General features: G+C 62.6%; 10 protein-coding genes and 1 pseudogene. 4 read left to right on the top strand and 7 right to left on the bottom strand.

All coding sequences use genetic code 11. From position 1 onward, the window contains the following. The first annotated feature begins 18 nt into the window (after positions 1-18). Both NCS03_RS20530 and NCS03_RS20525 read left to right on the top strand, forming a co-directional pair. Positions 19-1,215: a c-type cytochrome gene (locus tag NCS03_RS20530; protein WP_175980686.1), complete on the top strand. Its 1,197-nt coding sequence runs from the start codon at positions 19-21 to the stop codon at positions 1,213-1,215. Between the two features lie 245 nt (positions 1,216-1,460). Then, the gene (locus NCS03_RS20525; RefSeq protein ID WP_250529682.1) at positions 1,461-2,510 is read left to right on the top strand and encodes an FUSC family protein; all 1,050 of its coding nucleotides are present in this window, start codon (positions 1,461-1,463) and stop codon (positions 2,508-2,510) included. Here NCS03_RS20525 and NCS03_RS20520 read toward each other — a convergent pair. The 7 genes from NCS03_RS20520 to NCS03_RS20490 form a co-directional block, all read right to left on the bottom strand. Beyond that, positions 2,507-3,655: a DSD1 family PLP-dependent enzyme gene (locus NCS03_RS20520; protein WP_250529681.1), complete on the bottom strand. Its 1,149-nt coding sequence runs from the start codon at positions 3,653-3,655 to the stop codon at positions 2,507-2,509. The genes NCS03_RS20525 and NCS03_RS20520 overlap by 4 nt on opposite strands. 93 nt (positions 3,656-3,748) lie before the next feature. After that, a complete protein-coding gene (locus NCS03_RS20515; protein ID WP_250436430.1) occupies positions 3,749-4,987 on the bottom strand; it encodes a CaiB/BaiF CoA transferase family protein in 1,239 nt (412 codons plus the stop codon). A gap of 1 nt (position 4,988) precedes the next feature. Continuing rightward, positions 4,989-5,798 carry an enoyl-CoA hydratase/isomerase family protein gene (locus tag NCS03_RS20510; protein WP_008347833.1) on the bottom strand — a complete coding sequence of 270 codons (810 nt, stop codon included), beginning with the start codon at positions 5,796-5,798 and terminating at the stop codon, positions 4,989-4,991. A 65-nt stretch (positions 5,799-5,863) separates the two neighbouring features. After that, entirely contained in the window at positions 5,864-7,153 is a 1,290-nt protein-coding gene (locus tag NCS03_RS20505; RefSeq protein ID WP_250529680.1) for an MFS transporter, read from the bottom strand. Positions 7,154-7,406: 253 nt separating this feature from the next. Then, positions 7,407-10,445 carry an FAD-binding and (Fe-S)-binding domain-containing protein gene (locus NCS03_RS20500; protein WP_250529679.1) on the bottom strand — a complete coding sequence of 1,013 codons (3,039 nt, stop codon included), beginning with the start codon at positions 10,443-10,445 and terminating at the stop codon, positions 7,407-7,409. Positions 10,446-10,499: 54 nt separating this feature from the next. Continuing rightward, positions 10,500-11,264 (bottom strand): 2-keto-4-pentenoate hydratase, encoded by a 765-nt coding sequence (locus NCS03_RS20495; RefSeq protein WP_250529678.1) that lies wholly within the window; start codon positions 11,262-11,264, stop codon positions 10,500-10,502. Beyond that, complete coding sequence (locus tag NCS03_RS20490; protein WP_250529677.1) at positions 11,261-12,481, bottom strand: pyridoxal-phosphate-dependent aminotransferase family protein; 1,221 nt, start codon at positions 12,479-12,481, stop codon at positions 11,261-11,263. The genes NCS03_RS20495 and NCS03_RS20490 overlap by 4 nt, the downstream gene beginning before the upstream one ends. 164 nt (positions 12,482-12,645) lie before the next feature. Here NCS03_RS20490 and NCS03_RS20485 point away from each other — a divergent pair, with 164 nt between their 5' ends. Continuing rightward, positions 12,646-13,401, top strand: a complete 756-nt coding sequence (locus NCS03_RS20485; RefSeq protein WP_034470980.1) for a GntR family transcriptional regulator — start codon at positions 12,646-12,648, stop codon at positions 13,399-13,401. A 139-nt stretch (positions 13,402-13,540) separates the two neighbouring features. Next, a pseudogene (locus NCS03_RS20480) lies at positions 13,541-14,066 on the top strand (IS3-like element ISBcen22 family transposase); the annotation flags it as partial.

The raw sequence follows: 14,066 nt of genomic DNA, 5'->3' as shown, positions 1-14,066 counted from the left end.
ATCACCGGACGCTTCGACATGAATCATTCGCTCAACTCCATTCGCGCAGCAGGCATGCTGGCCGCATGCATCGCGCTCGCACCATCGGCTTCCGACGCGGCCGTGAAGATCTGCACGTTTCCCGGCAGTCCTTCGGCCGCGCTGGACCGCAGCGTCGCGCAAGCGGTCTTCGCCCGCGCCAACATCGCAGCAACGTTCGTATCGCACGGTATCGGCGAAGGCGACGACGACGGCGTGTCGCTTCACGAACTCGACAAGACGCTCGCGCGCGATTGCGATGTGATCGCTGGCTTTCCCCGTTCCACCGTCGCCGATGCATCGGGTGGCAAGATGCAATTCTCGCGCGGCTATCTGCGTGCGGGCTATGTCAGCATCGAAGCGCCTGACGTGGTCCTGAACGATGCCGCAAAGCGCACGGTCGCCGCGACCTATGCAAGCCCCGCACAACTGATCGCCGTGCAGCAGCGCGACGTGACGCTCGATCTGGAGAACACGTCGGCATCGACGGTCGATGCAGTCGCGAACGGACGCGCTTATCGTGCGATCGTGTGGTATCCCGCTGTCGTGGCTTATCGCATTGCGCATCCGCAACAGAGCTTCACCGTCGCAGCCGCGAATTCGCCCTACGCGGACTGGCATCTGGCATTCGCATTCGGCGACAGGAGCGCTGCGTTGCGTCCGCGCATCGACGATGCGCTCAAATCGATGATCGACGATGGCCGCCTTCAGGCGCTCACGAAACAGTGGGCGTTGCCCGTGCAAACTGCATCGTCTTCTGCAGCACCGTCGAAGCACTCCGGCATCATGCTCGCCGACATGAATGGCGCGCGCGCCGGCCGCTTCATCAAGGTCGCGAATGAGGGAACCGTCGAGCCGCCGACGTTCGAACAAGCGCAAACGACGCACGGCAAGGCGCTTTATTCGAGCTCGTGCGCGAAGTGCCATGGGGCACAGTTGCAAGGCATCACAGCGCCCGCGTTGCAAGGTCCGTCGTTCGCACCGCCGTCGAATTCGCATCTCACCGTGGGCGGCATCTTCACCTACATGGCCACCAACATGCCCGCGGACCGTCCAGGCAAGATGAAGGACCAGGACTATGCCGACATCATGGCCTTCCTGCTGATGTCGAACGGCTACAAGCCCGGCGGTGCAAAGATGACAGCCGACAGTGCCCGCGCGTCGAAACTCCCGCTCAACGCCGGGCCGGCCCGATGAAGTCGCCATGCCAGCACCGGCCACTCAGGCTCATATAGCGACGCTGGTGGAAGCCGTGCCGATGCTTACGTCGCGACACGAAGGCGGCACATGTGCCCCGGAAACATCGGGCATATGTGCCGCCTTGTCTTTCCCTTCCTGAACAGCTTCATTTTTTCGCACCGTGCACATTGGCATAATGCAGCACGGGCGCGCATGCTTCGCGTCTCCTTCGCTTGTCCCATTTCGTCAACGACCGAGACCGCATGACTTCGATCACTCGTACTCGAGTTCAGGTGCGCGCCTTCTTCGGCGCACCCGAAGCAAGACGCCTTCTTCGCACACTGATGAGTTGCGCGATCAGCTATGCCGCCGCAAGACTGGCCGCACTGCCCGAAGGTTACTGGGCACTTATCACGACGCTCGTCATCGTGACGCAACCGAGCCTCTCGCAGGCGGTCGATATTGCTCGCGATCAGATCATCGGCGCATTCATCGGCGCCATCGCGGGCGTGCTCGGCATTGTCGCGATGAACCGCGGCGCGCCGCCGCTCGCGGTGTTTTCGGTCGCGCTCGTGCCGCTTGCCGCGTTGAGCGCGAAGCGGCCTGCGTTCAGGCTTGCGTGCGTGACGCTCGTGATCGTCGTGCTGATTCCGGCGGGACCGGGATCGCCTTTCGAGCGGCCGATGCATCGCGTGCTGGAGATTCTGATCGGCGCGGCTTCGTCGTTCGTCGTGTCGGCGCTCTGGCCCAATCGTGCGCTTACGGCCGCGCATCGCAGCGTCGCCGATACGTTGAAGAGCCTCGGCCAGTTGATCGCGCTCCATCTTTCGGGCGAGCGGGATGATGCTCGCGCGACGCGCCTCGAAGCGCAAAGCACCGAGGCGCAAAAAGCCTTCGACGATGCGTTGAAGGAAGCCGAACGCGAACACATCATCGTGCTCGTGCAGAACCGCCGCTCGGATGCCATCGACAAGGCCGCACCGTTTCTGCGGCGTCTCCATAGCGATGCGCTCTTTCTCGCGAAAGCTGTATCGCGCCTCGATCGCGATACTTGCGCGGCTCGGCTCGGCGCGGCCGGTCGCGAATTGCAGGCTTTGTTCGAGACGCTCGCGAGCGTGCTTGCAGCGAATCGTCAGGACGATGAGAAGCTCGCGCGCGCACGTTCCGCCGTGAACGAACTCAAGGCCATGCTCGAGCAACAGGAAGCGACGCACGGCGCGCAGGAAGTGGCGCAGTTCGTGATCGGACTGATCGTTGCCGACGTCGATGCGCTGATCGCCACGATCTATCCGCCGAAGGAGTCACGGGCTTAGCGCGAAAGACCGCGCGCGTCGATCGGCCATATGTCGGTCACGCGTTCGTCCCGATAGCAGACGTATTCATCGTAGAGATTCACGGTCGGATCGCAATGACCCGGCGGCAACAGCACACGCTTGCCGACGAGATCTGCGAAATCGCCTTCAGCATCGTGCTGGGCTTGCAGCATGCCGTGCTCATCGTTCGCGGAGATATAACTGAACGTGGGCTTGGCGCCCGCACCGAGCCAGTTCACGCTGTGCGGCAAGCCCGAATCGACCGCGAGCCCTTTCAGGCCGACATCGCATACGGCCATGCCGGGGCGCGTGGCGCTCATGACCGTCGACAGCACGAAGAGACTGTGACGCCAGCGCATTTCGCCGCCCCAACCGATGCCGCCATAGTCGCCGTCCATGAACAGATACGAGCCCGGCTGCAATTCGGTGAAGACGCCACTCGCAGCATCGAACTCGACAGTGCCTGTGCCGCCGCCCGTCACGATGCCGCAACGCACGCCGCGAACATCGAGCGCGCGGACGTAGCGCGCGGCGATATCGGCGGCGCGGCTTGCTTCGGCCTTGCGTGCAATCCAATCCGCGACGTGCTGGATGCCGCCGTGATACGCCTGCAGTCCTGCGAAGCGCAGCGCGCTCTGCGCTGCGATGCCGTCGACGAGCGCGAGCAGCGCATCTTCGCTCGTCACGCCGCAGCGATGCTGACCTGCATCGACTTCCGGCAGCACGTCGATCGTGACGCCCGCGCGTGCCGCTGCGTCGCCGAGGGCCTGAACTTGCGGCAACGCATCCACGCATACCGAAAGATGCACATGCGATGCGAGTTCGACGGCCATCGCGAGTTTGTCCGCGCCGACGAACTCATTGCTGACATGAACGCTCGCGATGCCCGCCGCCGCGAACGGATACGCCTCCGACAGCTTCTGACAACACACGCCGACCGCACCCGCGCCGACCTGACGCTTCGCGATCTCGCTGCACTTGTGCGCCTTCGCATGCGGACGCAACGCGACGCCATGACGCGCGGCGAACGCCGACATCGCCGCGAGATTGGCGTCGAAGGCATCGAGATCGATCATCAGGGAAGGCGTGGCGACCGAAGCGAGCGAATCGCCCGCGCGAGCGGCGGGAGGAGGTGCGAGCGTCATGGCAGAGGGTGTCGATGAAGTTGGATCAGACATCGATCATAGCGCTGCATACTGCATGATGAATGCATAAAACCATTTGCTCGCCCGTCGCTTTCACGCGGGAACCTCCGTTTCCAGAATCGCGCCTTCGTCCTTGAGCGCCTGAATGCGCGCCTCGTCGAAACCGTATTCGTCGAGCACTTCGCCGGTGTGCTGACCGAGCAGCGGCGCGGGACGCGAAGCCTTCGTGCAGCCTTCGGAGAAGTGAATCGGCAACCCGATGCCGCGCATCGGGCCGGCAAGCGGATGCTCCGTTTCGACGATCATCCCGCGCGCCATGGCCTGCTCGTGCGACGACGCTTCCGGCACGCCCAACACCGCGCCGCTCGGCAATCCGATGGCATCGAAGGAAACGAGCCACTCGTCGGTCGTGCGTTCGATGAGACGCGCCGTCAGGATATCGACGAGCGCCTCGCGATGCTTCAGACGTCCCGCGTTGGTCTGGAAGCGCTCGTCCTCAGCGAGTCCCGGAATATTCAACACGCCGACGAGACGCTCGTAGTTGCTCTGATTCGCCGCGCCGATGTTCACCCAGCCGTCGCGCGTGCGAAACGCCTGATACGGCGCGCTCGTGGGGTTGGCCGAGCCGGCTTTAGGCAGGACGGTGCCATCGGCGAAGTAGTTGGCAAAGGCCCAGTACATCTGCTGCAGGCCGGCTTCGAAGAGCGACGTATCGACCATCTGCCCGAGACCGGTCGCCTGCTTGCGCGCATAAGCCGCACTGATGCCGAGCGCCGCAAGGATGCCCGCGTTTATGTCGGTGACGGGCGAGCCCGCCTTGATCGGCGCCTGCCCCGGCTCGCCCGTCATGCTCATCAAACCGCTCAGCCCTTGCGCGATGAGATCGAAGCCGCCCTTGTCGGCCATCGGCCCGCTGCGGCCATAGCCCGATATCGCGCAGTAGATGAGTCCCGGATTCACGGCCTTCAGCGTTTCGTAGCCCATGCCGAGCTTTTCCATCGTGCCGCGCCGATAGTTCTCCGTCACGACGTCCGCGCTCGCGAGCATCTTCCTCAGCACTTCCTTGCCGCCCTCGGTCTTGAGATTGAGGGCGATGCCGCGCTTGTTGCGGTTCACGATCATGAACGACGCGGATTCGCCGCTCGCAAGAATGGGTGCGAAACGACGGCAATCGTCGCCGCCGGGGATCTTCTCCACTTTGATGACATCGGCGCCCATGTCCGCGAGCATCATCCCGCAGATGGGCCCCGACATGATGTGCGCGAGTTCGATCACGCGCATCCCCGCAAGCGGTCCCGAGCCGGGCGCTGCTGTCGATTTCGTGTCTGCCATGTCAACGTCCCTTGAATTGCGGTTTGATCTTGTCGAGGAAGGCCTGATAGCCGATGCGAAAATCCTCAGTGCCGAAGCATGCGAAGCCTTCATCGCGCTCTTCGTCGGTAAGCGGCTGAGGCTCCATCGCGCGGCGCACGAACTGCTTGTGCCAGCGCGCGACGAGCGGTGCGCCGTCCGCGATGCGCCGCGCGGTTTCATACGCGTGCGCCGTCACTTCCCCATCCGCGACGACACGCGTGACGAGTCCTTTTGCAAGCGCTTCCTTTGCATCGAAGATGCGTCCTTCGAGAAGAATCTCGAGCGCGACGGCAGGCCCCGCAAGACGCACGAGCCCTTCCATTTCCGCATGCGCCATCACGAGGCCGAGATTCTTGATGGGGACGCCGAAGCGGCTCGATTCGCCGCAAATGCGCAGATCGGACATCGCCGCGATTTCGAGACCGCCGCCGACGCAGATGCCATGAATCATCGCGACGATAGGATGCCGGCACTCGCGTAATGCATGCAAAGTGCGATGCATGATCGCGCCGTACGTACGCGCCTGTTCGACGTTCGAGCGATCCGTGCGGAACTCCGCGATGTCGTTGCCCGGCGAGAACGCTTTCTCGCCCGCGCCGCGCAGCACGATGCAGCGCAGCGTGTCGTCGCCGGAAAGCGTCTCGATGGTCTCTCCGAGCGAGCGCCACAAGTGCTTGGTCATTGCGTTGAGCTTCTCGGGCCGGTCGATCACGACTGTCGCGATATCGCCGTCACGCTCGATCAGGATGGATGGTTCCGCCACGTCGCCTCCAAGAATTGAATGCTGCATGCTGAATGCTTTATTCGATGCGGTTCAATGCATGCAAAATGCACCGAACCGCCGCGTGCGCAGAGTCAGACGAACTTGCGGGTGTCTGCCGCGTCGCTCTTTTCCTCCTCGACTTCCAGAGCACGGTCCGGGCGCATCATGAACGAAAGGACGATGCCGGCCGCCATCAGGATCATCGACACGGTGAACGGCAGGTTCCAGTTGCCTGTGCGGTCGATCAGCCAGCCGCCCACGACCGGGCTGATGATCGCCGCAAGCGCCGAACCGGAATTCATGATGCCGGCCGCGGTGCCCGAATGCTTGGACGCGATATCCATGGGCACGGACCACATCGGGCCGATCGTCATTTCGTTGAAGAAGAAGCCGGCCGAGAGGCACACCGCCGCGAGCGTGATGGAGATATTGGAGATCAGCATGATCGGCGCGAGCGAGAGCAGCGTCAGCAGCATGCACACGCCGACCATCACGTTGCGCGCAAGCCGCACGTTGCCGCTCTTTCTCAGGATGCGATCGGTGAGCGAGCCGCCGAGCCAGTCGCCGAGTACGCCAGCGAAAAACACGCCCGAGGCGAACAGCGCCGATTTGCCGAGCTGCATGTGATAGCTGTGCAGAAAGTATTGCGGAATCCAGCCGAGAAAAAGCCACAGGACCCAGCCATAGCAGAAATACACGGCCGTGACGGGCGCCATGCGGCCGAGCAGCGTGCGCCACGGCACAGGCGTGCGTTGCTTCACGCCCGAATACGTCGCGAGCGTCGCGCATTCTGTTTCCGTGATGCGCGGATGATCGCGTGGGTTATCGCGGAAATAGAAGACCCATGCGAGCGCCCAAAGGAAACTGATGACGCCGGTGATGATGAACGCGCCGCGCCAGCTCGTCGCGACCATCAGCCAGACGATGAGCGGCGGCGCCACTGCATTGCCGATGCGTGATGCTGCATGCGTAATGCCTTGTGCAAAACCACGCTGATCGGCGGGCATCCAGTTCGACATTGCGCGCGTCGCGGTCGGAAAGGTCGCGCCCTCACCGAGGCCGAGCAGCACGCGAGCCACGATCAGCGACACGAAGCCGCCCGCGAGACCGGAGAGGACGGTGGCGCCCGCCCAGATGATTGCGCATAGCGTGAGCGTTCGCCGCGGTCCGAACCGGTCGCCGACCCATCCGCCGATGATCTGAAACACGAGATACGGATACGCAAAGGCGGAAAACACGAAACCGACTTGCGTGTGCGAGAGGCCAAGCTCCGCGCCAAACTGGGCCGCCGCCGTGCTGACATTGACCCGGTCGATATAGGTGATGAAATACATCGCGCATAGCAATAGTAGAACGCGCGTCGTGGCTCGACGGAACATCATCGTCTCCTTGTTGGCCGCGTGCGTGCGCGAGCCACCTTCGAATGTCGAAAGGCGCCCGATGTCACGGCATGCGGAACTTCACGTGAATACGTCGGATGAGGACTGCAGCTCGGTATGAGCCTGCCTATTGCGTTCTGCGGCGCAGTTTGCGAATGCGTGGTTTGCGCGGTGATGTCATGGTTCGTCTCCTGATCGCGGCTCGTCGATGTCCGCTTTTTTTGCTTCGGTGAATGAAACGCTTGTCCTGCTCTTTTCAATCCATCGCATCGAGCGCCATGGCGAGAACTCGCGCGACATGAAGCGCCTCACGTTGTGCACCATCCGCGATCTGGTGACGGCAACTCGTGCCGTCCGCCACGATCAGCGCATCGTGTGCGGCGCGAACAGCCGGCAGCAGCGACAACTCCGCCATCGCCTGCGATGCGTCGTAATGTTCCGCTTCATATCCGAAGCTGCCCGCCATGCCGCAGCATGATGATTCGATCGTTCTCACATCGAGCCCCGGAATCCAGCCGAGCACTTTCTCGATGGGACGCACGGCATCGAATGCCTTCTGGTGACAATGTCCGTGCAACAGAGCCTTGGATCGACCGAGCGGTTTGAGCTTCAGTTGCAATCGCCCTTCCGCTTCTTCGCGCACGAGAAATTCCTCGAACAGAAACGACGCTTGCGACAGCTTGCGCGCGGCATCGCCATAGCCGTACCCGAGAAACTCGTCACGCAGCGAGAGCAGACATGAAGGCTCCAGGCCGACGATCATCACGCCGCGCTCGACATAAGGCATGAGTGCGTCGAGCGTGCGGCGTGCTTCGACCTTCGCTTCATCGACGAGACCGGCGGAAAGAAACGTGCGCCCGCAACAGAGCGGCCGCTCGGCCGCCTTCACGTTCAGATGAACCGCATAGCCTGCCGCTTCGAGCACGCGCTTGGCTGCGCGCGCGTTCTCGGGTTCGATGTAGTTGTTGAACGTGTCGACGAAGAGCAGGACTTCGTTAGTTACAGACGCAACCGGTTTGTCCGTGGCATTCGCGAGAAACGGTTTTTCGAAACGTGGAAACGCACGTTGCCGCGCGAGACCGAGTTTCGACTTCAGCCAGCGCGCCACGCCCGGCATGTTCGATTCGAAAACATGCGACAGCGCAGGCATGCGGCTCGCATACGGCGCATAGCGCGGCAGGAACGCAATCAGGCGCTCACGCAATCGAACGCCATGACGCTGCGTCCATGCGGCGCGTGCCTCGATCTTGATGCGCGCCATGTCGACACCGGTCGGGCAATCGCGCTTGCAACCCTTGCACGAGACGCATAGATCGAGGACGTCCTTCACATCCTGACTCGCGAGGCCGTCATCGCCCAATTGTCCCGACAATGCGAGCCGCAACGTGTTCGCACGGCCGCGCGTGAGATGCTGCTCGTCCTTCGTGATGCGATAGCTCGGGCACATCGTGCCTGCATCGAACTTGCGGCAATGGCCGTTGTTGTTGCACATCTCGACCGCTTTCGCGAGCCCGCCCGACAGATCGCCGCCCGATCCCGGCACGCCGTGCTCGCCCGTCAATGGATCGCGGGTGACGTTCCATGCCGACCAGTCGAGACGAGGGGTCAATCCACGCTCGCGATAAGAAGGCGGAAAGCGGAAGTTGCGCGCATCATCCATCTTCGGCGGCGCCACGATGCGATCAGGGCTCAGCCGGTTCACCGGATCGAAGAGCCGCTTGATCTCGCGAAATGCCTCGTTGATGCGCGGGCCGTATTGCCACGCCACCCATTCGCCGCGGCATAGACCATCGCCGTGCTCACCCGAGAACGCGCCCTTGTATTCGCGCACCATCGCCGCGGCTTCTTCGGCGATCGCGCGCATCTTGATGGCCCCGTCGCGGCGCATGTCGAGAATCGGCCTCACATGCAGCGTGCCGACGCTCGCATGCGCGTACCACGTTCCTTCGGTTCCGTGCTTCCTGAATACATCGGTCAATCGGCTGGTGTATTCGGCGAGATGTTCGAGCGGCACCGCGCAGTCTTCGATGAAGGACACCGGCTTGCCATCGCCCTTCATGCTCATCATGATGTTGAGACCGGCCTTGCGCACTTCCCACAGGGCCTTCTGCGGCCCCGCATCGGGCATTTGAACGACCGATCCCGGCAGGCCGAGATCGCTCATCAACGCGACGAGCTGCGCAAGCTTTGCTACTTGCGTATCGCGATCCGCGCCCGCGAACTCGACGAGCAGAATCGCTTCCGGCTCGCCGACCAAAGCCTTCGCGATGACGGGACGAAACGCCGGATTCGACATCGCGAGGTTGATCATCGTGCGATCGACCAACTCGACCGCCACCGGCCCCAGCTTCACGATGTGCTGCGTCATGTCCATCGCATCGTAGAAGCTCGGGAAGTTCACGACGCCGAGCGTTTTGTGCGCGGGCAACGGCGCGAGCGTCAATGTCAGTTGACGGCTGAACGCGAGCGTGCCTTCGGAGCCGACCAGAAGGTTTGCAAGATTCGGCTCGCCGTCGTTGGTGAATGCAAGCGGGCTCTGACAATCGAAGAGATCGAGGTTGTAACCCGCGACGCGTCGCAGCACCTTCGGAATGCGTTCGCGCATCTGCTGTTGCTCGCGCATGGCGATGCCCCGCACGCCATCGACGAGATCGCGCGTGCGTGCATCGGTCGTCATCGACGACAGCTTGCCGAAGCGCGCTTCGTGACCGTCGGCGAGGATCGCGTCGATCGCGTCGACGTTATGCACCATGATCCCGTATTCCATCGATCGCGAGCCGCACGAGTTGTTGCCCGCCATGCCGCCGATCGTGCATTGCGCGCTCGTCGATACGTCCACCGGAAACCAGAGGCCATGCGGCCTGAGCCACGCATTCAGGTGATCGAGCACGACGCCCGGTTCGACCGTGACCGTGCGCGCGTCCTTGTCGAAGTGAATGATGTTGTTGAGCCACTTCGTCGTGTCGATGACGAGCGCTTCGCCCACTGTCTGCCCGCATTGGCTCGTGCCTGCGCCGCGCGCCAGCACGCTCGCGCGGCTGTCGCGGGCAATCTGCAGCGCAACGCGCAAGTCGTCCTGATCCTTCGGCACGACGACGCCGAGCGGCACGATCTGATAGATCGACGCATCGGTCGCATAGCGTCCGCGCGATGCGCGATCGAACAACACATCGCCTTTCAGCTCGCGCTGCAATCGCGCCTGCAGCGGTGTCGCCGTTGACGCGACCCGCGCACGCGCGGAAGCGGGCATCAGATGAATCGGCTTGACGAGCCGGTCTGTGGGGGAATTGAGCATCGTCGCTGTCGGTGAGTGCCGGAGTGCCTTGCGGTTCCTGGCCTTATGAATGCGTTATGCGAAATGCAATTCGACGGCGGGCAAGCCTTCGATCGCGCCGATGGCCGTGCCGGGCACATCCGGAAACGCCATGCCGGTGTAAGAACCCGCCGTGAGCACGGTCCCGCGTTCGACCGCGAGCCCGCGCGCCACGCTGTGATTGACCGTCCACGCGAGCAGGCGCCGCGGGTCGCCCGCAGGATTCGCCGGAACGCCGTCGAAAAGCGACGCGCCGCCGAACGTGAACGCCATCGCGGGCGATACGAACGGGAACGCCGCGTCGTAAGGCACGCCCTCGCCCACGATCAACGCGCCGTGATTCTGCAAATCGGCGAGTTGCCACGGCTTTTCGACATCGGGCCACGCGGCGAAACGGCTCGCGACCACTTCGATGGCCGCATGCACGGACTCGATCGCAGCGACCACGTCTTCATCGCTATACGGTCCGCTGTTCGGTTCGAAGCGCCGGCCGATCCTGAATGCCACTTCGAGTTCGAGACCGGCCTTGCCGAAAGCGAGCATCGAGAGACGCGCACCGGTTTTATGCATGCCATCGGCGGGAAGCGGTGCACCCTGGATCGGCCCGTCGTGCGTCTTCGCGCCGACCTTCCATCCGCCGATGTCTGCGTTCAGCGCACGCAGCGTCGCGTCCTGCGCCGCGTAGGCATCGTCGGCGTCGGACGGACGTGCGCCCAAGGGCAGCGCGTCGAGCTTCGCCCGATGCGCGCGCGCGTCGACGAGAAGCCGCGCGAGCGCATCGGCGTCGAACGCGGCGCTCATGCGGCCGCCTTCAACGCGGGCTTCGCGACGTGGCTCGTCAGATAGTTCATCGCCGCCGCCACGCCGCTGTCCTTCAACGCGATACCCGAGAGCTTCAGTCCCATCTCGCAACCGGTGAGCGCGGCCATCAGCGTGAGGTCGTTGCAATCGCCGAGATGACCGATGCGGAACATGCGGCCCTTCGCTTTGCCGAGCCCCGTACCGAGCGACAGATCGAAATGCTCGTAGATGAGCTTGCGCACCGCATCGGCATCGACGCCTTCGGGTGTCATCACGCCCGTCAGCACCGGCGAATACACGGCGGGATCGGCGCATTGAATCTCCAGTCCCCACGCGTTCACCGCCGCGCGGCACGCGGCCGCGAGCCGTTGATGGCGCGCGAACACGTTGTCGAGCCCTTCGCCAAGGATCATGTCGAGCGCTTCCAAGAGGCCGTAGAGCAGGTTCGTGTTCGGCGTGTAAGGCCAGTAGCCTTGCTTGTTCATCTCGATGATGTCGGTCCAATCCCAGAATGCGCGCGGCAACGTGGCGCGCTTCGACGCCTCGCGCGCCTTCTCCGATACCGCATTGAAGCTGATCCCCGGCGGCAGCATCAAACCTTTCTGCGAACCGGAAACGGTCACGTCGACGCCCCATTCATCGTGACGATAGTCAGCCGATGCCAAACCCGAGATCGTGTCCACCATCAACAGCGCGGGATGCTTCGCGGCGTCGATCGCGCGTCGCACGGCGGCGATATCCGATGTCACGCCCGTCGAAGTTTCGTTATGGACGACACAGACGGCCTTGATAGCGTGATTCGTGTCGTCACGCAGACGCTTCTCGATCATGTCGGCCTGTACGCCGCGCCGCCAGCCTTCGATGCCGGGCAGACCGAGAAACTCGGGCTTCAGCCCGAGGCTCTCGGCCATCTTCTTCCATAGCGTTGCGAAGTGGCCCGTCTCATACATCAGCACCGTGTCGCCGGAACTAAGCGTGTTGCAAAGCGCCGCTTCCCATGCGCCCGTGCCCGATGCCGGATAGATCACCACCGGTTGGCTCGTCTTGAAGATCTTCTTGATGCCATCGAGCACTTTGAGACCCAGCGCGCCGAACTCCGGCCCACGGTGATCGATCGTCGGATAGCTCATCGCGCGCAGGATGCGATCGGGCACAGGGCTCGGCCCCGGGATCTGCAGGAAGTGACGGCCAGCAGGATGGAAATCGAGCTTCAACATGGGTCCGCGTCCTTATAAATGTAATTTTGCATGCAAAATACAATAACGCAGCGACCACCGCAGGTAAAGGAATACATAGGCCGAACGGCCTAGGGATAACCCGCTGGCGGTTTTTTCCGCTGGCACTGCGTTAAAATTGCCGTAAATAGATTGCGAGGTATTGAATGCAAAATCCCGATTTACCAGACGTGCACGTTTCGTCCTCGCTTCCGAAGTTAGAGCGCCTGCGTCTGCACGACACCGTCGTCGATCACTTGCGCGGCTTCATCGTCGAAGGCTTGCTTGCTCCCGGCGTCAAGCTCAACGAGCGCAAGCTGTGTGAGACGCTCGGCATTTCGCGCACGCCGCTGCGCGAGGCGTTGAAGGTGCTAGCGGCCGAAGGGCTGATCGAGATTTCGCCGAACCGGGGCGCGTCGGTATCGCAGATGAGCGAGTTCGAGATTCGCGAGATGTTCGAATTGATGAGCGGGCTGGAGGCGTTCTCAGGCGAACTCGCGTGCGAGCGCATCACGCCGCTGGAGATCGCCGAGATCAAGGCGCTGCATTACGCGATGCTCGCGTGCCGCGCGCAGAACGATCTCTCCGGCTACTACAGCCGCAACCAGGCCATCCACGACAAGATCAACGAAGCGGCGCGCAATACGGCCTTGCGTCAGACTTACGTATCGATCAACCGGCGTCTCATGGCATTGCGCTTTCGTTCGAATTTCCAGACACCGAAGTGGGACAGCGCGATTCGCGATCACGAAGAAATGATCGAAGCGCTCGAAACGCGCGATGGCCGACGCATGGGCGAGATCCTGCGCAAGCATTTGCTCTCCAAGCGCGATGCGGTGCTCGCGGAGCGCACGTTGACGACGGTGAAGCCGGCGCCATCGAGAAAGCGCTCAACGGCCAAGCCGACGCCGGACGGGCGGTAGCGAATAGAACGGTCGCGTGATTTCGCGGAAGGTAAGGTATGGCGCGAAGGGCGTCAGATGATCTGCTCTAGAAATCCTGGACACAAATGAGTGTTAGTGTTTCGGAGGCAATTTTCCCAATAGGAACGGGAGGTTGGCGATGAAGCGCAAGCAATATTCGGTGGAGCAGATCGTGGCCGCGCTCAAGCAGGCTGAGCTGGGCATGCCGGTGGCGGATCTGGTTCGGCAGCTCGGGATATCGGAGCAGACGTATTACCGATGGAAGAAGCAGTACGCGGGTCTGGAGTCGAACCAGGTCCGCGAACTGAAGCAACTCCAGGATGAGAACGAGCGGCTCAAGAAGCTAGTTGCGGAACTGAGTCTGGACAAGGCCATCCTGCAGGATATCGCCACAAAAAAGTGGCCGCGCCCGCGCTGAAGAGACAGGCAGTGAGCTACATCGTGGATCACTACGGTCTTCCGACGCAGCGGGCGTGCCGGCTGGTCAAGCAAGCTCGCAGTACCCACTACTATCGCAGCGTCAAGGACCCGCAAACGGCACTGCGTCAACGCATGCGCGAGATTGCGCAGACGCGCGTTCGATATGGCTACCGGCGCGTGCACGTGCTGCTCAAGCGTGAAGGTTGGCGTGTGAGCCGTAATCGGGTCTATCGGCTCTACGCCGA

The organism is Caballeronia sp. ATUFL_F1_KS4A (genome assembly GCF_023630905.1).
Classification (GTDB): domain Bacteria; phylum Pseudomonadota; class Gammaproteobacteria; order Burkholderiales; family Burkholderiaceae; genus Caballeronia; species Caballeronia zhejiangensis.
This window is presented reverse-complemented; position numbering and strand designations above follow the sequence as displayed.